The sequence below is a fragment of the Paenibacillus sp. MER 180 genome, assembly GCF_023713665.1.
GTDB lineage: Bacteria > Bacillota > Bacilli > Paenibacillales > Paenibacillaceae > Paenibacillus_B > Paenibacillus_B suaedae.
The window spans coordinates 18,835-38,630 of sequence record NZ_JAMAVT010000015.1; the positions used below are offsets into that span (position 1 = coordinate 18,835).

The 19,796-nt window shown below is 48.1% G+C and carries 23 protein-coding genes; 18 read left to right on the forward strand and 5 right to left on the reverse strand.

The genetic code is table 11. The annotated features are described in order from the left end of the window. Positions 1-95 precede the first annotated feature (95 nt). Complete coding sequence (locus M3661_RS21880; RefSeq protein WP_065294281.1) at positions 96-1,280, reverse strand: MFS transporter; 1,185 nt, start codon at positions 1,278-1,280, stop codon at positions 96-98. Positions 1,281-1,458: 178 nt separating this feature from the next. Continuing rightward, on the reverse strand, positions 1,459-1,923 hold the full coding sequence (locus tag M3661_RS21885; RefSeq protein ID WP_021259509.1) for an ArpU family phage packaging/lysis transcriptional regulator: 465 nt from the start codon (positions 1,921-1,923) through the stop codon (positions 1,459-1,461). A 355-nt stretch (positions 1,924-2,278) separates the two neighbouring features. Between M3661_RS21885 and M3661_RS21890 the strand changes: the two genes are divergently transcribed. The 17 genes from M3661_RS21890 to M3661_RS21970 all read left to right on the forward strand — a co-directional run bounded on the left by M3661_RS21890 (position 2,279) and on the right by M3661_RS21970 (position 16,426). Then, positions 2,279-2,740, forward strand: coding sequence for a hypothetical protein (locus M3661_RS21890; protein ID WP_021254395.1), 462 nt, complete (start codon positions 2,279-2,281; stop codon positions 2,738-2,740). Positions 2,741-2,746: 6 nt separating this feature from the next. Further along, positions 2,747-3,745, forward strand: coding sequence for a DUF3383 family protein (locus M3661_RS21895; RefSeq protein ID WP_251488588.1), 999 nt, complete (start codon positions 2,747-2,749; stop codon positions 3,743-3,745). 269 nt (positions 3,746-4,014) lie between these two features. After that, on the forward strand, positions 4,015-4,419 hold the full coding sequence (locus M3661_RS21900) for a phage structural protein (RefSeq protein ID WP_065292632.1): 405 nt from the start codon (positions 4,015-4,017) through the stop codon (positions 4,417-4,419). Positions 4,420-4,472: 53 nt separating this feature from the next. Beyond that, positions 4,473-4,757, forward strand: coding sequence for a hypothetical protein (locus tag M3661_RS21905; protein ID WP_005542653.1), 285 nt, complete (start codon positions 4,473-4,475; stop codon positions 4,755-4,757). A 164-nt stretch (positions 4,758-4,921) separates the two neighbouring features. After that, positions 4,922-6,820 carry a hypothetical protein gene (locus tag M3661_RS21910; protein WP_065292631.1) on the forward strand — a complete coding sequence of 633 codons (1,899 nt, stop codon included), beginning with the start codon at positions 4,922-4,924 and terminating at the stop codon, positions 6,818-6,820. 25 nt (positions 6,821-6,845) lie between these two features. Continuing rightward, the gene (locus tag M3661_RS21915; RefSeq protein WP_021254391.1) at positions 6,846-7,481 is read left to right on the forward strand and encodes a LysM peptidoglycan-binding domain-containing protein; all 636 of its coding nucleotides are present in this window, start codon (positions 6,846-6,848) and stop codon (positions 7,479-7,481) included. 30 nt (positions 7,482-7,511) lie between these two features. Next, entirely contained in the window at positions 7,512-7,832 is a 321-nt protein-coding gene (locus M3661_RS21920) for a phage baseplate plug family protein (protein WP_021259504.1), read from the forward strand. Further along, positions 7,816-8,613 carry a phage protein gene (locus tag M3661_RS21925; protein WP_065292630.1) on the forward strand — a complete coding sequence of 266 codons (798 nt, stop codon included), beginning with the start codon at positions 7,816-7,818 and terminating at the stop codon, positions 8,611-8,613. The genes M3661_RS21920 and M3661_RS21925 overlap by 17 nt, the downstream gene beginning before the upstream one ends. Before the next feature lie 100 nt (positions 8,614-8,713). Then, positions 8,714-8,986 (forward strand): hypothetical protein, encoded by a 273-nt coding sequence (locus M3661_RS21930; protein ID WP_021254388.1) that lies wholly within the window; start codon positions 8,714-8,716, stop codon positions 8,984-8,986. After that, positions 8,983-9,351 (forward strand): DUF2634 domain-containing protein, encoded by a 369-nt coding sequence (locus M3661_RS21935; protein ID WP_251488592.1) that lies wholly within the window; start codon positions 8,983-8,985, stop codon positions 9,349-9,351. Before M3661_RS21930 ends, M3661_RS21935 begins: the two co-directional genes overlap by 4 nt. Further along, positions 9,323-10,507: a baseplate J/gp47 family protein gene (locus tag M3661_RS21940; protein ID WP_251488596.1), complete on the forward strand. Its 1,185-nt coding sequence runs from the start codon at positions 9,323-9,325 to the stop codon at positions 10,505-10,507. The genes M3661_RS21935 and M3661_RS21940 overlap by 29 nt, the downstream gene beginning before the upstream one ends. Beyond that, positions 10,500-11,141 carry a hypothetical protein gene (locus tag M3661_RS21945; protein WP_251488599.1) on the forward strand — a complete coding sequence of 214 codons (642 nt, stop codon included), beginning with the start codon at positions 10,500-10,502 and terminating at the stop codon, positions 11,139-11,141. The genes M3661_RS21940 and M3661_RS21945 overlap by 8 nt, the downstream gene beginning before the upstream one ends. Before the next feature lie 54 nt (positions 11,142-11,195). After that, a complete protein-coding gene (locus M3661_RS21950) occupies positions 11,196-12,671 on the forward strand; it encodes a pyocin knob domain-containing protein (protein ID WP_251488601.1) in 1,476 nt (491 codons plus the stop codon). Positions 12,672-12,743: 72 nt separating this feature from the next. After that, the gene (locus tag M3661_RS21955) at positions 12,744-13,163 is read left to right on the forward strand and encodes a phage holin family protein (RefSeq protein WP_065292624.1); all 420 of its coding nucleotides are present in this window, start codon (positions 12,744-12,746) and stop codon (positions 13,161-13,163) included. After that, the gene (locus M3661_RS21960) at positions 13,147-13,869 is read left to right on the forward strand and encodes an N-acetylmuramoyl-L-alanine amidase (protein WP_251488736.1); all 723 of its coding nucleotides are present in this window, start codon (positions 13,147-13,149) and stop codon (positions 13,867-13,869) included. The genes M3661_RS21955 and M3661_RS21960 overlap by 17 nt, the downstream gene beginning before the upstream one ends. 392 nt (positions 13,870-14,261) lie before the next feature. Further along, positions 14,262-15,170: a cation diffusion facilitator family transporter gene (locus M3661_RS21965; protein ID WP_311279610.1), complete on the forward strand. Its 909-nt coding sequence runs from the start codon at positions 14,262-14,264 to the stop codon at positions 15,168-15,170. 422 nt (positions 15,171-15,592) lie between these two features. Next, positions 15,593-16,426 (forward strand): C40 family peptidase, encoded by an 834-nt coding sequence (locus tag M3661_RS21970; protein WP_072727431.1) that lies wholly within the window; start codon positions 15,593-15,595, stop codon positions 16,424-16,426. A 164-nt stretch (positions 16,427-16,590) separates the two neighbouring features. Here the strand turns inward: M3661_RS21970 and M3661_RS21975 are convergent, their stop codons facing one another. Beyond that, entirely contained in the window at positions 16,591-16,965 is a 375-nt protein-coding gene (locus M3661_RS21975; RefSeq protein WP_251488605.1) for a permease, read from the reverse strand. Between the two features lie 41 nt (positions 16,966-17,006). Further along, positions 17,007-18,116 (reverse strand): UDP-N-acetylglucosamine--LPS N-acetylglucosamine transferase, encoded by a 1,110-nt coding sequence (locus tag M3661_RS21980; RefSeq protein ID WP_028531633.1) that lies wholly within the window; start codon positions 18,114-18,116, stop codon positions 17,007-17,009. A 196-nt stretch (positions 18,117-18,312) separates the two neighbouring features. Between M3661_RS21980 and M3661_RS21985 the strand changes: the two genes are divergently transcribed. Beyond that, a complete protein-coding gene (locus M3661_RS21985; RefSeq protein ID WP_028531634.1) occupies positions 18,313-18,894 on the forward strand; it encodes a TetR/AcrR family transcriptional regulator in 582 nt (193 codons plus the stop codon). Positions 18,895-19,002: 108 nt separating this feature from the next. On the opposite strand, the gene M3661_RS21990 is transcribed toward M3661_RS21985, so the two are convergent. Next, complete coding sequence (locus tag M3661_RS21990) at positions 19,003-19,593, reverse strand: lipoprotein BA_5634 family protein (RefSeq protein ID WP_251488607.1); 591 nt, start codon at positions 19,591-19,593, stop codon at positions 19,003-19,005. Between the last annotated feature and the right edge of the window lie 203 nt (positions 19,594-19,796).

The following is a 19,796-nucleotide window of genomic DNA, read 5'->3' on the forward strand; positions in this document are numbered from 1 at the left end:
CAATTAACCAAGTGATTAACCAAATTTGAACCCGTGGATTTACAATTCCAGAGCGTGGAATTTGTATCATATCAACTGCCTTCGGCTTGCTTCATTTATTCAGCTGCAGCGGCTGTATTGGCCTTAACTCGGGAAGAACGAGTCAGGGAGAACATGGCACTTCCCAGCGCCAGCAGGACGAACAGGCAGCCGACCCATGCATTATTGGCTACAGAGCTCTGTTCAATGACAAGTCCGCCAACGACAGAACCACTCGCAATACCAAGATGAAGCACCGATGAGTTCAGGCTGAGCTGGATGTCAGCTGTATCGGGAGCAGTCTGCATGAGATAGCTTTGCTGCGCCGGGGACAATGCCCAGCTAAGCGCACTCCAAATCACCATCGCAATCAAGAAGACGTAGAACGATACTTGTGCCGTCAGCGGCAGGACAAACATGATCACCGCGAAGCTTGATACAATCAACAAAATGGAGCGTTTTGTTCCCCATTTATCCGCCATCAAGCCGCCAAGCCCTCCGCCAGATACGGCTGCCAAACCGAACAAGAAGTACACAATGCTGGTCATGCCTGGACTAAGCTGGAACGTCTCCTGTAAATATGGAGTCAGATATGCATAGAGGGTCAAATGCCCTGTCAGCATCAAGTACGAAATAAGATGACCGCTGACGAGCTTCGCATTCTTCAATGAAGCGAACTGTGTACGCAGGGTCGTAACCTCGGAAGGGGGAACCTTCGATAAGAAGGCATAAATCCCTAGCATTGCAATTGCAGTTAGTCCCACAACTAGCAGGAACGGCGCCCGCCATCCGTATGCATTTCCGATAACCATACCAATAGGAACGCCTAAGACGAGTGATCCACTGATGCCCATATAGATGACGCCAATGGCGCGCCCTTTATATTCCGGTTGGACGAGCTTCGAGGCAATCGTGATGGACAACACGATAAGCAGCGAGCCGCTGGATGCCGACAAGGCTCTGGCTGCGAGCAATGTAGCATAATTCGAACTGAACGCCACGATAAGATTCGAGATTAGGAAGATGAACAAAAAGACAATATACAGTTTTTTGCGTTCAAATTTGGCTGTGAGATTCATTAATATTGGTGCCGATATCGCAAAGGCAATCGAGAAGATCGTAATCAGCTGCCCGGCTGCACTGACGGTAATGTTCAAGTCCGCGGCTATCTGATCGAGGATTCCCCCGATAATAAGCTCTACCGTGCCGACGACGAATGCGGCTACTGCCAAAATATATACACGAAAGTTCAAGAGAGACATTCCTTTCTGATTGAATAAAAAGTTACTACTATTATAGTAACCTAAATGCGAATGTGCAACAGAAAAGTATTCCTGCTTGTCAGATGTCGTATCCATTCACTCTAGCAAGATACGAACAAGCCGACCTAAGATGATGGCATCCTGGTCGGCTTGTTTACGTTCAGTATATCTCTATGCATTATGATGTCTTGGTCGAACGAAAGGCGTACTGGAAGGCATTCAGCAGCTTGGCGAATGCGCGCTTGCGGATATGTCCGTAGGTTACGGCGCTGATCGGGGGATCGAATCGGAAATTGTACACCTTCGTGTCCGTCATACGAGCTTCCTTCATATATCGCTCGCGGATGAGCAGCTGTTCGTCCGGCTCCAATTCGTGCACGATGGACTCAATCAGCTCGCAAAACGCCAGACATTCGCTCGCTTTATCTGTATTATAGACCGCTACTGCGGCAGTCGGATCGCCGACCCGGTTCGTCGCGCCATTTTCTCTCGCTTCATAATTCGTTGTAATCCGCGCCTCGCGAACGGCGAACTTCATCACTTTACACATTCTGTATTTGGCAAATACCTCATCAATTCGTGCTTTTGCTTGTTTCGCATCCATCGCTTCATGCTCTGGCATGTCCATGAACCCCATTACCATTAGGCAAGGCCTCCTTTGTTTCCATTCATACTCGAGGTTGTGTACTTCCTATTTATCTATTGGGTCCAGCATCGAAATGGAACACCGTGGGCAGGTATTCCCATTATACCACAAAAACAAGAACATTTGTTCCTATAAATAATTAAAAACAAATCAAAAAGAAACTATAAAAGCAGTTTAAACCAAACATGTGTTCGCCGTTTTATACTATTAACGTGGACATCGTGAGCAGAAAGGAAGCTGCCTTCGTTGATTTCAAGCAAGCAGCATGACACTCTGTTAGGATGGCCGATTAGCAAATGAGCAGGATGCAAGATTAACAATTTTCCCAGTAGATGAAGGGAGGTGATGTGGATTGATTGTATATCGCGACATTGTAGAACGATGGCTCGTGCCCATGGGGAAGGCATTGAACATGCCAGTTGTTCCCTTGGACGGCCTGAAGGCGGATCAGACCGAGCCGCTTATCGCGTACGACGTGGCTGAGCCCTACATCGATTGCTCGCCCCATCATGCGGAGTCACAAGGGATGATTGAGAAGGTTGTTGAGATGGAATGGCTGCTTCTCATTCGCTCCAAGGATCGCATGGATATGGTGGAACGCTGCCGGGATTTACTCGGCTGGCAGTGGACGGAAGGATTGGAGTGCTTGACGACAATCCCAGCCGTGCAGGTGCATATGGGGCCAGCGCAGTGGAAGACGGAGCCGACTGCCGGACTAGGTCTCCGCATTAGGCTTCGCATGAAGGATCGCTTCGAGCGAAACTTTACATTCATCGAAAAAGTGGAATTACAACGAAACGAAAAGAAGGAGTGATTGTTCATGTCTATTCAAGACGTACAAGTAACGATTGATTTACAAAAGCCTACAGGTCGGTTGTCCTTCGGAATGCCGCTTATTATCGGGAAAAAGGCCGGAGGCTCTGCCTATAAAGAATACGGGGATCTCAAGGCGGTCAAGGATGATTTCGCGGATACGACAGCGGAATACAAAATGGCGGAGGCGCTCTTTGGACAAGGCGATCGCTCACCGGCTCGCATTGCGATTACAGCTTGTGATGAGAAGGAGGAACCAGCAGCTCGCCTTCGCTCTGTAGTCGATAACGGCTGGTACTATCTGCTCTCCTCTGATAATAGCGATGCTGTAGTTGAAGCGTTGGCTGCAGAGATTGAGAAGGAGGATTACCGTCTGTTCTTTACACGCGCTGCTGATAAGACGAAGCTTCAGGCGCTGAAGTCCAAGGCTTATACACGTACGGTTGTGTTCTATCACACGGATGCCGCGGTATATCCAGAAGCCGCGCTCGTAGGTTCGGTTGGTTCTGCGGAAGTGGGCTCTGTGACGTGGAAGTTCAAAAAGTGCACCGGCATCGATGCGATGAAGGTAACAGCTGGCGAATTAATGGAAATTCACGACAGCGGCGCAATTACGTACGTGAACAAGCAGGGCGAAGCTCGAACTTCGGAAGGCAAGACGCTGTCTGGTGAATATATCGATGTCATTATGGCGCGCGATTATGTGCGTGCCCGCATGGAAATGCAAATTCAGAATTTGCTCAATCAATCGAGCAAAATTCCGTACACGGATGCAGGAATTGTCCAAATTGAGAGCGCGGTGATCAACGTGCTGTTGGAATCTGCACGTATGGGTATCATCGCGACAGCTGACAGTGGCGAGCCGCTGTTCGGTACGTCCTTCCTGTCTCGCAATGAGGTAAATCCAAGCGATCGCGCGAACCGCGAATATCGCGGCGGCTCGTTCTGGTTCGAGATCGCAGGCGCGGTACATCAGGTGAAGGTGAGCGGTGTTATCCGCTTCTAGTGAATCACTTTCCATCACGAGGCATGGCAAGAAGTAACTCGACATCGAATCTTGCATTCACTCTCGAAAAGCATATGTTTTCGAAGCATGTTTCCTTCGGAAACATTTCAAGTGCTCATGTAGTCTAGCTACACTGCGCGCTTCCTTACAAGCTTTGCAAAGCAAAGCTCGCTTCAGAAGTACACGCTTCGAGTTCTTGCAACCTTCTCGGTGCTAAAAAGTGATTTGTTTATCACACAACATTTTCTATTAAAGGATGGTGCTTATCTATGAGTATCGGTATTTATGATGCAAAGCAAGTATCTGTAATCATTAACGATGAACACATTACGGGATTTGGCGAGAATACATTCGTTACCTGTGAAAAGGATGAGGAGCAGACGGTGACGCATGTCGGCGCGCGCGGCGAGGTAGCGATTGCCTATAAGAACAATCCGCTCGGTACGATTAAGCTTACGGTGATGTCAACGTCCCCACAATTGCCCCTCTTATATCGACTGGGGAATGAGAAGAAATTATTCAAAATCACGGTGAAGTCCAATAACAAGCCGGGAGAAACAATTAGCGGTAATCAGGCTGTCATCAAGAAGCTGCCGGCTGCTTCGTACGGCTCAGAGCTTGAGGATCGTGAATTTGAAATCCAAGTTCTCGATTATATGCATCGAACAGAATAGTGAATATAAGAACTAACTTTCATTAATAAAGGATTCGGAAAGGGTGGCTACTTGTGAGCAAGCAAAAGACAGTAACGATTGAAACTGAGGAATATGTGCTGCAGCATCCAGGCGCACGGGCACTCATGCGATTGTATGATGCAGCATTGAAGGCAGACGGGGGATGGAAGCTTGAAGCGTCGATGGACTTTTTCCTCCAACATGTCATCGTGTCTCCGCGCCTAAGCTGGGAGGGTCTTGAAGAGAAGACCGATCTGATGACGCCGCTCTGGCTGGAGTGTGCGCGCTTCTTGGGCATGGTCGATACACCCTTGGAATCCGAATCATCCGACGTATAAGCAATCCATCTCCCGCAATCCGCTCCGGCAATTGTTCTGGCGTGTCGTCCTGAACAGCCGGGGCGGCATTACGTATGCAGAAGCGAGCGGCATGAGCATTGAGGAATTGTGCGAAGCCGCCGCCGCTGTGGAATGGATGTACGGGAAAGGAGGGGGTTAACCCAATGGATGATCGGATCTCCAAAAATATTTACCGCGAACTGCGCACCATGAACGGGAAGCTCGATGAGATGGGCGTCGTCTCCCGCATTTTGACGGACAGCATTAAGGAACAGACCGCGCAGATGAAGCGAAATGGAAGACAGAAGACACCGAAGATAGGAGGACTTACCTTTCCTTCTGCTACGTCTGATAGCATTACGTTTTCTAAATTGAACACGATGTTCGTTTCCTTACAGAGGCAGGTAGCTTCACTCGGTGTTTCACCATTGATAACGATAGCAACAAATGGAAACTCATCATCTTCAAACAGGGTTGTGATTGAGAATACGAATGAGCTTGCTTCGTCTATTGCCCAGCAGTTACCCGCTTCGCTCTCGCAGAAGCCAGCTTTTGCTCTACCTTTTATTCTGTGTAAGTGTTCAAAGGATGATGACAAGAAGGGGGATAAACCCAAATCTTGGTTTGATTATATAGGCGATGCTTACGAAGGTTTTAAGAGTTTAAATGATGAAGTCTCAAATTTTAGAGATCTTTCAGACAATATAAAGTTTGGCAAAGAAATGTATAGCAAAATTAAGAAGAAACGGGGCGGTTCCAAATCGAATGGGGAGTCTGAAAGTTCTAGCGGTGGAAAAGATGATCCACAGAAAGATCTTGGAAAAGCTGCTAACGGTACTAAAAATGAAGGGGAAGCCAAAGACAAGGGCAATCCATCCAATAAGGGCAAAGAAAAAGAGAATACAGCTGATTCTTTGAAGTCTGCGGCAAGTGGCTCGAATAAGGATAAAAATTCTCCCCCTAATAATGCCAAGCCCAATGATAGCAAGAGTCCTCCAACGAATACGGGTACGGATGCAGACCAGAAATCCTCACCGAAACCTACCTCAAATGCCCGGCGGGATTTAGCGAATGCAGCTGCCGGATCGAATGGGGAAGGTCAAGCTCCTTCGCCAAAGGATACAAAGGTTGATAATAGTAAACCAAGCCCAGCGCCAAAAAAAAGGCGCGGGGCAGGTATATTAGGGAGGGCGAAAAAACTCGGCAAATGGGGAGGTTTCTTAGCTGGGGGAGCTGGTCTTGCTATGGGTCTTTTTGGAGGCAAGAAGGATGAAGATGGAGATGGAGATGGAGAAAAGTCTGAGTCCACTGTGGATGATTCCTCGAACGTCGTTCAGGCAACAGCTGAAACGGTTCAATCTGTTCAATCAACAGTTGGGCCAATGGCGGATGCTGCTAAAGCGGCTTCGACCGCGTCAGATGTGAGTAAGGCTGCCTCTGCAACGAAGAAGGTCGGCTGGTTGGGTAAGTTGTTGAAGGGAGCTCGTACAGTCAGCAAGGCAACAAGGTTTCTGCGTTTTAATCCCGTTGGATTTCTAGGCGGATTAGCCGTAGATGCAGGCTTATGGGCAGCGGAGAAGTTCCTACTCCCGAATGACGAGGAGAACCCAGACAAGGAATCAGAAGAGGATGACAAGTCAAAATCAGCTGCAAAGATGATGGTGAGATCCTATATGGCTAAAAACCATGCGCTTGCAGCCTCGACGGGACAATCAAATATACAATCGTATTCCCCTAATGGTGAGGGCATGCAACCGATAGTTGAGGGTTCACCGACTGGAGCGATATCCTCAACTGCATCTATGCCTCAACATCAGACACCCAATATGCCTGGGCCTACTGCTAGTGGCAGCATGGAAGTCAGCGCGAATAGCAATGTCACGATGAACCTGAACGTGAACGGCTATATTGACAACCGCATGATTGAAGAGATCAAGCGGATCGCCCGCGAGCAGTACGACGCCTCATTCCGAGCATTAGAGCGGGGCATTGCGGACAAACTGCCGAAGCCTAAGCCTATCCCAAGGCCTCAGGTGGCGGAAGGAGGAATGATGTCCCATTAATACGCGAAAAAGCAAATTAGGCGGCGTGGAACTGTTCGTCATTTCAGAGGAACCTGAGTATTCAGTGCAGGTGAGCAGTCACAATGTGGAAAAAGGCGGTACCATTACGGATCACATCCGGAAGGAAACAACAAGCTTAGTTCTGCAAGGATTGCTAATAGGCCCCCAGGCCTCCAATTATAAGCAGCGTTTGGTAAAGGCAATGAACGAGGGGAAGCTGCTCCAATACACAGGGCGCAATATGATGCTGAATTGTGTCATCACTAGCTTGCGAACCGCTCATAACAACTCGATTGCTAATGGCATGACTTTCACCATGTCATTGAAGCAGGTCAACATTGTCCAGCCAGCTTACAGTAAGCTGCCGCCGAAGAAGAAGGCGGCCGTGAAGCCGAAGAGCCGTTCCGGGAAGCGGAATACTTCCTATCGTCCGGTGCCGGAGACGCATACAGCGCGCCCTGGCCAGTCGCTAATGGATATCGCTAGGTACTTCGGGATTCCTGAAAGCATGATTCGGATAGCTAATAATGTCATTGAGCGTACCGCCAAGCCATTTGTAGAGGGAGCGAAACTTCTGCTTGGCCTTTCCAAAAAGAAAAAGAAAAAAACCATGCCCTCAGGTGGGGGCGGGGGCGGAAAACAATACATGCAGGATCGGTAAGGCTAGGAAGCTTCAGAAAGGAGGAGAAGGATGGCGATCATCGGGATCGACAAAGATCTTGTTCCTTACTCATTTGATATGGATTTGGGCGATCGAACCTATACGTTCGAAGTACGCTACAACTTTACCCATGATTATTTTACCGTGGATTTATCGGAAGGGGATACTCCATTGGCGCTAGGCGTAAAGCTGGTATGGGGAATGCCGCTGTTCGTCAGCATGGAGACGCGGGAGTTCCCGCTTGAGCTCATCGTCCCGTATGGGGATAATCCGGAAGAACAGATTACGTGGGATACACTTGGGCAGTCTGTTCACCTGCATTTGGGGGATGACGATGGAATACTTATTTAATCGCGGGTGCGAGATTTTGATTGGTGGCTATCGATTCAACTACGGTGATCTGACAATGAATGTTCACGTAGATTTTGATGATAACAATGAACCGAATGAATCCACCGTAGAGCTGTACAATTTGTCCAAGCATACGCTGGCGAACATTCGCACGGGGATGCGAGTCATTGTCAATGCGGGTTACGGCAAGGATCTCGGCACTGTGCTTCAGGGCAACATTGTAGAGGTGCGAACGAAGCGGGAGCAGATGGATCGGGTGACGACGATTCAAGTGAAGGATGATTTGACAGTGTCCTTATATGAAATGGCACATACGTATCGGCCGGGCACGAAGGCTAGCGAGATTATTCATGATCTGTTAAGTCGGGCGCAAATTCCGCATGGAGCCGTGCAGCTCGGTTCTAATCATGCTTATATGAAGGGATTCGTTGCGAAAGGCGATCCAGTTGCGTCGATACGCCGGGCAGCTCGTGACTGCAATACGGAAGTATTTACTCGGCAAGGCAAGCTATATTTCAAGCCTCTTGCTGGAGCCGGATTAGAGGTGACAGGCATCGTTCGCTTATCCGCTGACAGCGGGTTAATTGACAGCCCTCAATCGTATGAGGAGGACAAGGTTAAGGGTGTGCGCGTGACGTCCCTCTTGAATTATCGGCTGCATGCAGATGCACAGCTTCGATTGGTCAGTGAGGATTTTGACGGTGTGTATCGGGTGAAGCGGGGCAAGCATACCATTTCGATGGATCAATTTGTGACGGAAGTGGATTTGGTTAGGATTTAACCTTTCATTGCATTTGCAAAAGGAGTAACGGCGATAAGCGTGAGTGTGCCCAGAAATGCAATGCAATGATAATGCGATTAAGCGACAAGGAGGTGACGCTATGGGCGCAAATCGAGCAGTCAGTGCGCTGGAAGCCTGGATGGATCATCGAATCTCGGGAACAGCAGGAGCGCAACTGGGTACGATTGTGAGCATGGGAGCGGGCACAGCTGATGTGGAGCTGGAAGGCGAGGCTGGACTTATTCGATATCAGCTGCCGATTCTAGAGCAGGCACAAGACATCGTGATCGAAAGTGGGAGCCGCGTACTGGTTGTATTTACAGAGGCCAGCAAAGGTGGCGGCGTCATTGTCGGAAAGGTGGCTGGAGGATGAGGACGTGGGCGCTTCAAGACGGAGATCTTCAATTATCAGATGGACAAATTGCTTGGATCGATGGGCGTGAGGAATTGACGCAAGCGGTTCGCATTCGGTTGGGTACTCGCTTGGGCGAATATTTTTTTGCTCCGGATATGGGCTTGGATCATGAGCGAATGGTTGGCAAGCAGGTAGATGAGGATACCATTCGCGAGGCGATTATGCGCTGCCTTATGGATGAACCGCGCATTCAATCGGTCGAGGATGTAGAAGTGACAAGAGACAAGCATTCGCGTGCAGCTCAAGTACGCCTAGTCATGACAAGCTCTGAAGGAGAGGAGGTTGAGCTTATCTATGCTGACGGCAGCGGGATTGAAGCGTAAAACCTATCACGAAATTTATGAAGAAATGGTTGAGGATTTAGGCAAGCAGCTCGGACAGGACATCAATACCTCGGAGACATCGCCGCTTGGCATGATGATGCAGCTCTTTGCATGGCATTTATCTGTGCTGTGGGAGGATGTCGAGCAGGTATACCACGAGTCGTATATTCAATATGCAACCGGAGTGCAGCTTGATGCATTGGCCGTATTTTATGGGCTGCGTCGCAAGCTGGAGCAGGCGGCTTATGGGAATATCAAGCTGACAGGCGTTCCGAAGTTTATCGTTCCAGCAGGACTACAAGTTGGTACGAAATCAGGCGTGTGGTTCATGACGGTGGATGATTGCGTATTGGATGATTCGGGCAAGGGAGAAGTTGCTGTGGTGGCAACTGTACCAGGCATTATCGGCAACGTGCCTGCTGATTCCATTACAGAAATGCTTACCTCTGTAAAGGAGATTACGAGCATTACGAACCCGGCTAGTATGGCAGAGGGGCGTGAACGGGAAAATGATGTCGAGTTCCGTGACCGTTTGCGTGCCGCACGAGATGGCAGTCATGCGGCAACCGTGGACGCAATTGTATCTGCCCTGCTGCAAATTCCGGATGTAAAATCAGCAGCTGTACGTGTGAACGATACGATGCAGACGAATGAAGAAGGTATTCCAGCGAAGTCGATTCGTACGTACGTATACGGCGGTCAGGATGAACGCATCGCACAGACGATTTTTGAGAAAAAGGCAGCGGGTATTGGAACAGACGGAACGAAAACCGTAAAGGTGCGCGATGTCAGCGGCGGTGAGCATGATGTGCGCTTTAGCCGCATGAAGCTGCTTGATGCTCATATTGAGGCAGAAGTGAAGGCAACTTCGTCATTTTCTTCTCGTGGGAAGGAGGACATCGTCACGGCGATTGCACAGTATATTGGCGGCGTTGGCGCGGATCAGCAGGATTATACAGGGCTTCCGCAGGGATCTCGTATCGTGTACAGTCGTTTGCTGGCAGCCATCCAGAATGTGACCGGCGTTGAAGAAGTGCTCGAGCTGAAGGTGAAGCTCGGTGATGGCGAATTCGTCAGCGGCAACGTGAACATTCCGCTATATGAAGTGGCTCGTGTGGCACCTGAGCGGATAAAGGTGGCGGTGACCTATGTTTAAGCTGCCAGAGGTAATGGAACTGCTGCCGGATGTCATCGCGAAGGAAGGCAGCAGCCGCTTCGCTCAGCTCGTAAATGTATGGTTGAAGCAGATGAATGAGCTAAGCAGCACAATTCAGCGAATATCCGAATGGAAAAGCATTGAAAAGGCAGAAGGAGCCGCACTGGATGAAATCGGTGGCAACTTGGGACAAGCACGTGGTCAAGCAACCGATGAGGTTTACCGTTTGCTCCTGCGCTCCAAGCTGGCCCGCATGAATTCAAGCGGGAGCTTGGATTCCGTCATCGAGGTGCTTGCTCTTGCTCTTCGAGCAGCACCGGATGAGTTCCGCATTGCGGAACAGTACGATGACCCGATTCAGCCCGAACCAGCGGCGATTCAGGTTACTGAAGTGCCATACGAGAAGCTGAATGGCGTTGGGCTAAGCCCTTCGCAATTCGTTTCCCTTGTCGAGAGCCTTGTCGCGGCTGGCGTCCGCGTAACGCAGGTCGGCTTAACGGGTTCGTTCGAGCTGGCATCTGCCTACGATGCGCTTGAACAATCCGAGCACGGTCTCGCTGACGAAGCCATGACTGTAGGCGGCACGTTGGGCGATTTTTATGTCCCGGGCAATGATTATGTGCTGCCTGTGTAGAGAAATAGTTCGATAAAGTAGAAGGATTACGAATGATAAATGAGGTGACGATACATGGCATTCGAAAAAGATCTTCCACAATGGAAGGAAAAAGGGGTAAAACCCCCGCAAAGCAAACTCGACGAAGGCTGGAAAGTCCAAGATAAGCCTCCCGCTGCTTGGTTGAACTGGCAAATGAATAAGACGTACGAAGCCTTGAAGGAAGTGCAGGAAAAGGCAGCGGAGAAGACCGAGGTAGCTTCGGCAATTGAGAATTCGAAGAAATATACAGATCAAAAAGTATCAGGAATTGATCTAACAAAAATCACTCCAGATTCGATAGGGGCAGTGAAAAAAACAGAATTTGATAACTTGAAAAGGGAATCTATTTCAAGAAAATCCGACACTTATAATGACTTTAACCAATACACAGAGCCGGGGATATATAACATTCACCAAATTGGAAACATTGCGAATAAACCAAATACATTTAGAGGTACACAATTGGATTGGGGGGTGCTTACTGTAGAAAGCACGCCACAGGGCTATATTATTCAGACCTATACAGCCGTTATATTAAACGTAACGGTCAGACGCACCAGAACCGAATCCAAATGGTCAGATTGGAGGACTTTATTAACTGAGTACACTTTTCAAGACCCGGTATATGTAGCACCGAACTCGGATCTAAATTCGATAACTATTCCTGGTGATTACATGAATCCAGCTAATGCGGAAGTAGCAACTATGTCAAATACACCAACGCCAGAAGCGTTCAGTTTATCAGTGTATCAACATGCGGGGATTCATCAGGTATTCCGAGTTTTTAGCCCCCACTCCAATAAAGTGTGGAAGAGGAATTACTATTACGGTGTTGGTTGGTCGCAGTGGCTGAGAGTTCTCGATGAGAATGATTATAGCGAACTAAAGCAATCTGGCGTTGACGCGAAAAATCGCATAGCGGGTGCCCTCAACGCCAAGGGAGTGCCGGCATCCGCAAATGATGATTTTGCAACGCTTGCAGCTAAAATTTCTCAGATAAAGACTGAGCTCTCTCTGGTAGATTCAAAGATATCTTGGAGTAATACGCACTCACCTAGTATGTACGGGGATGACAAAAAGGTTGTGTACGATTACGTAGTGGCAACGATGCCGAACATGAAAAATGCATTTGTTTTTGATGGTAGCATATGGTTTGATAATGGAAGAACTAACAGCGATGTTTCTGGTGGGAATGCTAGAGCTTATTTGGAAGATTGGAATGGGAAGACTTGTGAAATTAACGGTATTGGACATTCAACTACATGGGGTTATAACTATGCCACTAATATATTTATACTAAATGGTCGTAAAGGATATAAGACTGTAACATCATTATGGGACGGCGACAAGGAAGCGAAACATACATCAACTTCTATTCAAATTCCAGATGGTTTTGATGTATCAAGACCTTGTTTATTAAAAGTTAAATGGGAATTTTACCCGATTTCAGGGCGGTTCTATCAAGTAAGCATTAAGTGTGATGTTAATGGAACAATCACAACTTGTTAGTTTTGAATTGTATAAATTCACTAAAAGCTCTCATGATTTAATGAGAGCTTTTTTTAATAAGGGGGATATTGGATGGAACGAATCGATTGGCTCTTGAAACTTGGGGTGGGCGCGACAGGTGGAACCGTAGCACTGCTTTTCGGCGGCTGGCCGATGCTGCTTCAAGTGCTGCTTATTATGACCATAGCGGATTATGTCACAGGCATTATGGCAGCAGGCTCTGAAGGCAAGCTGCGCAGTAGCGTTGGGCTCATTGGCATTGCGCGCAAGGTATTTATTTTCGTAATTGTGTCGATCGCGCATCAGGTGGATGTGGTGCTTGGAGGGCAGCATCTACTCAGAGATGCGACGGTCTTTTTTTATATGGCGAACGAATTGTTGTCGATTATTGAAAATGGCGGACGTCTAGGTGTGCCGCTGCCGCCGGTTATTAAGCAAGCGGTAGAAGTGTTGAAGGGAAAAGGGGGAATTCATGATGAGCATCGACATTAAGCAGCGCCTGATTCGAGACGGAAGGGCGAATAAACCGAACCTTGCCATGAAGCCAATGTATCTTACTGTGCACAACACGGACAATACAGATGCGGGGGCGACAGCAGAAGCGCATTCGAGGTATTTGTTGAACGGCAGTGGCGGGGCGAAGAAGAGCTGGCATTACACGGTTGACGATAAGAGTGTGTATCAGCATTTGCGAGATACTGAGCAGGGGTGGCATGCTGGGGATGGAGCAGGCCCTGGCAACGCGTTGTCCATTGGCGTTGAAGTATGTATGTACGCAGGGATAGACGAGCAGGCCGCATGGCGCAATGCTGCTGAACTGCTCGCCATCTTGTCGTGCAAGCATGGCATTGCACTGGAACGCATCATGCCGCACAAACATTGGAGCGGGAAGGCTTGTCCGTCTCGACTGCTGCCGCATTGGCAGCAATTTATGGACATGGTGGTGCAGGCTAAGGAAGCGATGTCAGGCGACACTAGTGGTACGAAGCCGCCATCGCCCAATCCGACTACCGAACAGCAGCTGCGTGCCGAGCGAGTGAAGGTCATCTGGGAAGGTGCACCCAAAGAAAGTTCGCAAGGTTACTTAATTGACAACAAAGTCTATATCCCGGTACGCGATGTTGCGGAACGAAGCGGAATGAGCGTGCAATGGGAAGCGGTGAAGAGGCAAGTTGTCGTTCGCGAAAATAGCAAGTGAAGTAGGAGATAATGGCCGTATAACCGATTCGTGGCCAAGCTTGATTCAATTTTCAGAATGGGGATGTGAAACTTGTTGTGTTTGTGTAGCATACAGACACCGCACCCCTCAAAACTTTATCCCCTGTTCATGCTCTTCTCACAAGCAAGAATATTTCCCCCCCTGACTACACAATCTAACATAATGTGACATTGTTGCCGCCGAACAACTTTCCTTAGTGGACTCAACTTTCCTTACCGGTTCCAATAGGTTGTTGCTGGTTCAATTGTTGTAAGGAGGGGCAACACTGTTTCTGTAGACCCACACGGGATCGGTGAGGTAAGATAGGATTCCGGGTTGGAACGGCATATTCCAAAATATGCCTGGTAATAAGGAGTCAGGGAGGGGTCAGCGTGAGCGCGGACATATATGCAGATATGAAACAAGGGGAAAAAGGAGCATGGATCAGCATTGCTACCTATATTGCCCTATCCGCATTCAAGCTAGCTATTGGCTTATTCTACCAATCGAAGGCGCTGCAAGCAGACGGATGGAATAACTTGACGGATATCGTCGCATCGCTTGCTGTACTTATCGGACTGCGAATTTCGCAGAAGCCGCCGGATCATGACCATCCTTACGGTCATTTGAGGGCGGAGACAATCGCTGCTCTAATTGCTTCCTTTATTATGGCGACAGTCGGGATTCAAGTGATCATATCCACGGTACAAGCATTGTTCCATGGCGAGTCGACAACCCCGAACCCGCTTACGGGTTGGGTAGCGCTTGGCTGTGCGATCGTGATGTACGCGGTGTACTCATATAATAAGCGGCTGGCAGAGCGCATTCGTAATCAGGCGCTTATGGCGGCAGCACAAGATAACCGGTCAGATGCATTTGTAAGTATTGGCGCAGCAGTTGGTATTTTCGGTGCTCAGCTAGGCATTAGCTGGCTCGATCCGCTTGCCGCCTTAACGGTAGGCTTCATTATATGCAAGACAGCATGGGATATTTTCCGAGAAGCAACTCATACATTGACGGACGGATTCGATGAAGCGCAGCTGGATCGCCTGCGCAAGACGGTAGAGAGTACAGAAGGCGTGCGCAAGATTAAGGAAGTGAAGGCGCGCCTGCATGGAAGTCTGGTTCTCGTTGATGTGGTTGTACAGGTTGATCCGAAGCTAAGCCTTATTGAAGGACATCATATTTGTGACGATATTGAGCAGCGTATGAAGCGCAAGCATAATATTACTCATGTACATGTGCATGTCGAGCCAATGGATACAGATACAAGCAAAACAATTTACCAGCAATTGGTGTAATGTATGTTCATAGAACGCGACAAGCGTGCCCGCGAGTGACGGTAACATCCGTCCTCAGGGCACTTTTTTTTGTGTTTCTAGTAAAGCGGACAGACGGAGCAGATCACATAAATAAGCTTCGAAAGAGTAGTGTTGGGAACGGGCTCAATTGTTTAAATCTGGTATTCACCCCATTAATCAACCAATTAATAGGCACAAAGACCCACAGAGAAGGTTACAATTTTGTCTTTTTTAAGAGGATAGGCCGATAGAAAACGACGAAGAAGACTCTATATAATTAGGCGTAGGGGAAATGGGATGTCATTACAAAAATAGAATAACCACTTAATTATAGAAACAATTGACATCTTGTTCATATGAACATCAACTCACATTCGGTTCACGATTACAGTAATGTAACAACAACTTAGAGGAGGATTTCTATGAAGAAGAAATTACTGTTAGGCATAATGATGTTCACAATGGCAGGGCAGATGATATTGCCGTCATTGCATGCGGCACCTGCAGCAACTAGCAATGTACAAGCTGCATCTGTAACGAGCTCCAACCAGAATCGCGGAGAGATTGTTCAGTCCGTCAATTTGAGAACGAAGCCGAGTACTTCATCCTCAATCATTCGATTGGTGAAGACAGGCGAATCCGTTACGATATTGGACAAGCCCAATAGCAGTTGGTACAAAGTGAAGGATACCAAAGGCAACACGGGCTATGTAAGCTCACAGAGTAAATACATACGAGTAGGGAATGCATCTGGATCTAACTCTTCAGGAAGTTCAAATAATAAACCTACGACTTCTGCTCCATCAAGTAAGGCTGCGAAGATGGACAAAGTGGAGAAAGTAGCGAAGAAATACATGGGCACGCCTTATGAATTTGGATCGGATCGGAATACAACTAAAACATTCGATTGCTCCGACTTTGTACGCCAAGTCTATAAGGAAGCATTAGGCATCGTACTGCCGACAGATTCCCGCAAGCAAGGCACTTACATTAAGGATAAAGGCGGCGTGAAGAAAAGTATCAGCCAACTGCAGCGTGGAGACTTGATGTTCTTCATGTCCTATAAGGGATCCAGTGCATCCAGTTATAAAAATGTGAATAAATCAAAAGAACGAATTACACATGTCGGCATTTACTTGGGCAATGGCAAAATCATTCATACATATTCCAAAGCTTCAGGCGGCGTACGGATCGACACGGTGAGCAACACTAGCTGGGAACATCGTTTCCTGTATGGAGGAAGCGTAGTAAAATAGACGTTCATCGAGCATACTGCATATGCACGCATCAAAGAGGGCTATCTATTCAACAGGGAAAGCTGTTGGTAGATAGCCCTTACTTGTTCGTAGGAAGAGGAATTCAAGCGTGCTGATGCATGTTCCGTCCCACATCCATTAAAATGGAACACGGCGGTTCCTAGTTATTGATATTTTGGAGGCCCTTGTTGTTCATCGATCTTCGGTCTTGTCCGGTATTTCTTCGTCTTCGCCATGGCAACTGCAGCCCATGAGCTAAGCAAGCTTAAAGGAAGCAGTAGAGCAGTAGTTGTGTAGCGCACAATATTATCCTGATAGAGAACATAGGCAATGACAAGCACCATAAGTGGGGCGTAATCGACATACCGCACCATTCGATGTCTGATGCCTAAGCGGTTCTCAACGATACCGAAGCAGAAGAACCCGGCAATAATGATGGCAGCGAATAGGAACGCTCCTGTAATCCAGCCGAGTGCTCTCATGAGAAGAGCAAGCGTGATAAGGGCGTATCCGACGAAGCCTACTCCAGTAAACAGCATGTTGCAATCAACTCCTTGGCTAAGATCCTAATCGTAGATGATTATTGCAGCAATTGCAACACGGTTCGGGCACAGGCCTCAGGATCCGTCATAGCAAGAGCGCCAAGCTGCCGCTTCTCGCGCAGCCGGTCATAGTGGTGCTGTAATTCGTTGAACCAACGTGCAATGGTATCCGAGGATTCAATCTTCTCACCCATACCATGCTCCATGAAATATTCACAGTTCTCTTCCTCTTGTCCAGGGATTGGATCATAGAAGAGCATAGGGATGCCCTTCATCATTCCTTCTGTACAAGTCATTCCCCCAGGCTTCGTTACCAGTAAATCGGAAGCATCCATCAGACGCGACACCTCTTGCGTGTAGCCGAATATATGTATGTTCGGATGCTGGAACAATGGATCCTGTTCCATCCGAGCGATTGCCTTCTGATTGCTGCCCATGCAGAACAGAAGCTGGACATGTTCGCGCCATGTCGTCATGTATTGGAGCAAATCCTCATTCAGCGACAATCCCCAGCCGCCGCCCATAATCATGACGGTCGGAAGCGGACGCAATCCAAGCTCCAGCTGCGCTTCCGATTGAGGACAGCGCTCCCAGAACTTCGGATGAACAGGAATGCCAGTAACAACAATGCGGCTATCATCAATCCCGCGTTCCAGGAGCTTGTTCCGTACTTCTGGCGCGGAGACGAGGTATTTTGTAACTTCTGGGTTCATCCACGTACCATGCGCATCGTAGTCCGTAATCAATGTATATAATGGAAGATGAAGACCAGAGCGCTTCAGGCGCGATACGATGATATTCGGAAATGGATGAGTGCACACAATCGCATCAGGACGCAATTGATCGAGCACATGAGAAGCTTGTGTGTAGAAAATGCGATGCAATGCGAGCTGTGTGACGCGGTTCAGCGATTTTTTATATTTTTTTCGATACAAGAGTCCAACCAGCTTCGGCTGTGAGCTTACCGTCTTCCGATAAGCAGCGAAGATTAGCGGCCCGACCGTCGGATTCAAGAACTTGCCCAGCTCGATGACGCGTGTTTGGACATCGGGCTCCAGCTGGCGCAGTCCGACTGATAGGGCATAGGCTGCTTGCGTATGGCCTGTACCGAATCCTTCAGATAGAAGGATGATTCTCTTTTTTCGCATGTTCTCACCCACATTCCATTATAACCTGAAAGTTGAAAGGAAGCATCAGCCAATTACGTCGAAACTGAGCGGTCATTTTCCTTGGTTAAGTTGAAATTCACAGGCAGGTATGATAAGGTTCAGGTAACGGCATGTGACCATAATTTCTAATTGGTCATTCAGTCAAATGTGCGCCGGGAGAAAGGAGGCGGGGGATGTGACCGTAGACCGCCGAAAACAAATCGTGGAAGCGGCAGCGCAATCCTTTGCTCTGTTCGGGTACAAAGCGACGACGATGGATCAAGTAGCGAAGATTGCCAAGGTAGGCAAAGGAACGATATATACGTTCTTTACGAACAAAGAGGAGCTGTTCGATGAGATTTTGCAGCAGCTCATCCACGAGATGAAAGAGATCGCGGATCGGGAAATCACCGAGGATAGACCGTTTATTGATAAGCTGTATCGTGTGTTGGATCGTGTACTGGAATATAGAAGCCGCCACGAGCTTGCATTGAAGCTATCCCAGGAGCTGCGCGACTTCGGAACGCCGATGGCGAAGGAAGCGCTGGCTAAGATGGAACAGGAACTGCTTGAGTACATAGAGCGCGAAGTGCGTGTGGCTATGGAGCGTGGAGAAGTGAAGCAAGGTGACCCGAAGGTCGTCAGCTTCGTCATGCTTCAATTGTACAAAGCGCTTACGACCGAATGGAACAAGCTGAATGCTCCGCTCGATAAGGAAGCGATTAAGGATTATTTTCGCCTTCATTTTATGGAAGGGTTAATGATTCGCCAGCCATAAGGAAGTCAGGACGGATGTTGATATACAAAAGAGAAGCACCCTTCAAATAGGAACGCGTGGTCGAACCTGTAGAAGGGTGCTTTTGTGTGGAGACTATAATATAGTTATTTACTTTTTAATGACGACCATCTGAGCTTTCTCTAATTTCTTAGACAAGTCAACTAGTAAATTCTTCGGATCCTTCTTGAAATGAGCAACCGTTAAGCCAAGCTTGTCTGCGTTCAGCTTCTCCCAAGCTGCATCATCGAGCAGAACAATCGTTTGGGCAAATCCGCGTGATTCCCCAATTACAATATCGCCACCGTACTGACCAGCGAGCTTCACACCTTTCAGTTCTGTCACCGTTGTATCTGTCTTCGCGAAGATCACCGCATTGTCGCCTGTTGCTTCAGGCAGCTTCGCAATCGCTTCTGTTGTGTCTTTGTCCTTCACTTGTTGAAGCAACCCATTATTGAACAAGCCTTGAGCGGTTGATTTGCTGATCGCAATGACACGGTCATCCGCTTGCTTTGCATCATATTTCAATGCGAAATCATCTGTCTTTGACACATCATTCTTCGTGCTCTCCAATGCATCTTTAATTTGAGCATCCGTTCCATACATAATCAGTCCATTTGCCTTAGGGCCGAATAGGCTGCAGCCTGTCGCCATTACAAGTACAAGTATCATGGTAGCTACTATGCCAAGTTTCTTTTTCATTCGTTATCCACCTCAATTACCAGTATTGATTCTTACACCGTTAACGATACAGGAGGGATCATTTTGTTGCCATTGGTTTAGATGACAGCACTCTTTCAATCTCGTAAGAAAGTAGGACTATAGTATCAAAATAGCCGCCGCTCGCAAGAAGTTGCCTGCATAAGATAATAATTCGCCTCCTTTTTACCGTTATAGTAGATATG

Excerpts from the sequence above, each read along its gene's own strand:
- M3661_RS21880 (WP_065294281.1), bottom strand. The coding sequence starts at position 1,280 with ATGTCTCTCTTGAACTTTCGTGTATATATTTTGGCAGTAGCCGCATTC.
- M3661_RS21885 (WP_021259509.1), bottom strand. The coding sequence starts at position 1,923 with ATGGTAATGGGGTTCATGGACATGCCAGAGCATGAAGCGATGGATGCG.
- M3661_RS21895 (WP_251488588.1), top strand. The coding sequence starts at position 2,747 with ATGTCTATTCAAGACGTACAAGTAACGATTGATTTACAAAAGCCTACA.
- M3661_RS21900 (WP_065292632.1), top strand. The coding sequence starts at position 4,015 with ATGAGTATCGGTATTTATGATGCAAAGCAAGTATCTGTAATCATTAAC.
- M3661_RS21910 (WP_065292631.1), top strand. The coding sequence starts at position 4,922 with ATGGATGATCGGATCTCCAAAAATATTTACCGCGAACTGCGCACCATG.
- M3661_RS21920 (WP_021259504.1), top strand. The coding sequence starts at position 7,512 with ATGGCGATCATCGGGATCGACAAAGATCTTGTTCCTTACTCATTTGAT.
- M3661_RS21925 (WP_065292630.1), top strand. The coding sequence starts at position 7,816 with ATGGAATACTTATTTAATCGCGGGTGCGAGATTTTGATTGGTGGCTAT.
- M3661_RS21930 (WP_021254388.1), top strand. The coding sequence starts at position 8,714 with ATGGGCGCAAATCGAGCAGTCAGTGCGCTGGAAGCCTGGATGGATCAT.
- M3661_RS21935 (WP_251488592.1), top strand. The coding sequence starts at position 8,983 with ATGAGGACGTGGGCGCTTCAAGACGGAGATCTTCAATTATCAGATGGA.
- M3661_RS21940 (WP_251488596.1), top strand. The coding sequence starts at position 9,323 with ATGCTGACGGCAGCGGGATTGAAGCGTAAAACCTATCACGAAATTTAT.
- M3661_RS21945 (WP_251488599.1), top strand. The coding sequence starts at position 10,500 with ATGTTTAAGCTGCCAGAGGTAATGGAACTGCTGCCGGATGTCATCGCG.
- M3661_RS21950 (WP_251488601.1), top strand. The coding sequence starts at position 11,196 with ATGGCATTCGAAAAAGATCTTCCACAATGGAAGGAAAAAGGGGTAAAA.
- M3661_RS21955 (WP_065292624.1), top strand. The coding sequence starts at position 12,744 with ATGGAACGAATCGATTGGCTCTTGAAACTTGGGGTGGGCGCGACAGGT.
- M3661_RS21960 (WP_251488736.1), top strand. The coding sequence starts at position 13,147 with ATGAGCATCGACATTAAGCAGCGCCTGATTCGAGACGGAAGGGCGAAT.
- M3661_RS21970 (WP_072727431.1), top strand. The coding sequence starts at position 15,593 with ATGAAGAAGAAATTACTGTTAGGCATAATGATGTTCACAATGGCAGGG.
- M3661_RS21975 (WP_251488605.1), bottom strand. The coding sequence starts at position 16,965 with ATGCTGTTTACTGGAGTAGGCTTCGTCGGATACGCCCTTATCACGCTT.
- M3661_RS21980 (WP_028531633.1), bottom strand. The coding sequence starts at position 18,116 with ATGCGAAAAAAGAGAATCATCCTTCTATCTGAAGGATTCGGTACAGGC.
- M3661_RS21990 (WP_251488607.1), bottom strand. The coding sequence starts at position 19,593 with ATGAAAAAGAAACTTGGCATAGTAGCTACCATGATACTTGTACTTGTA.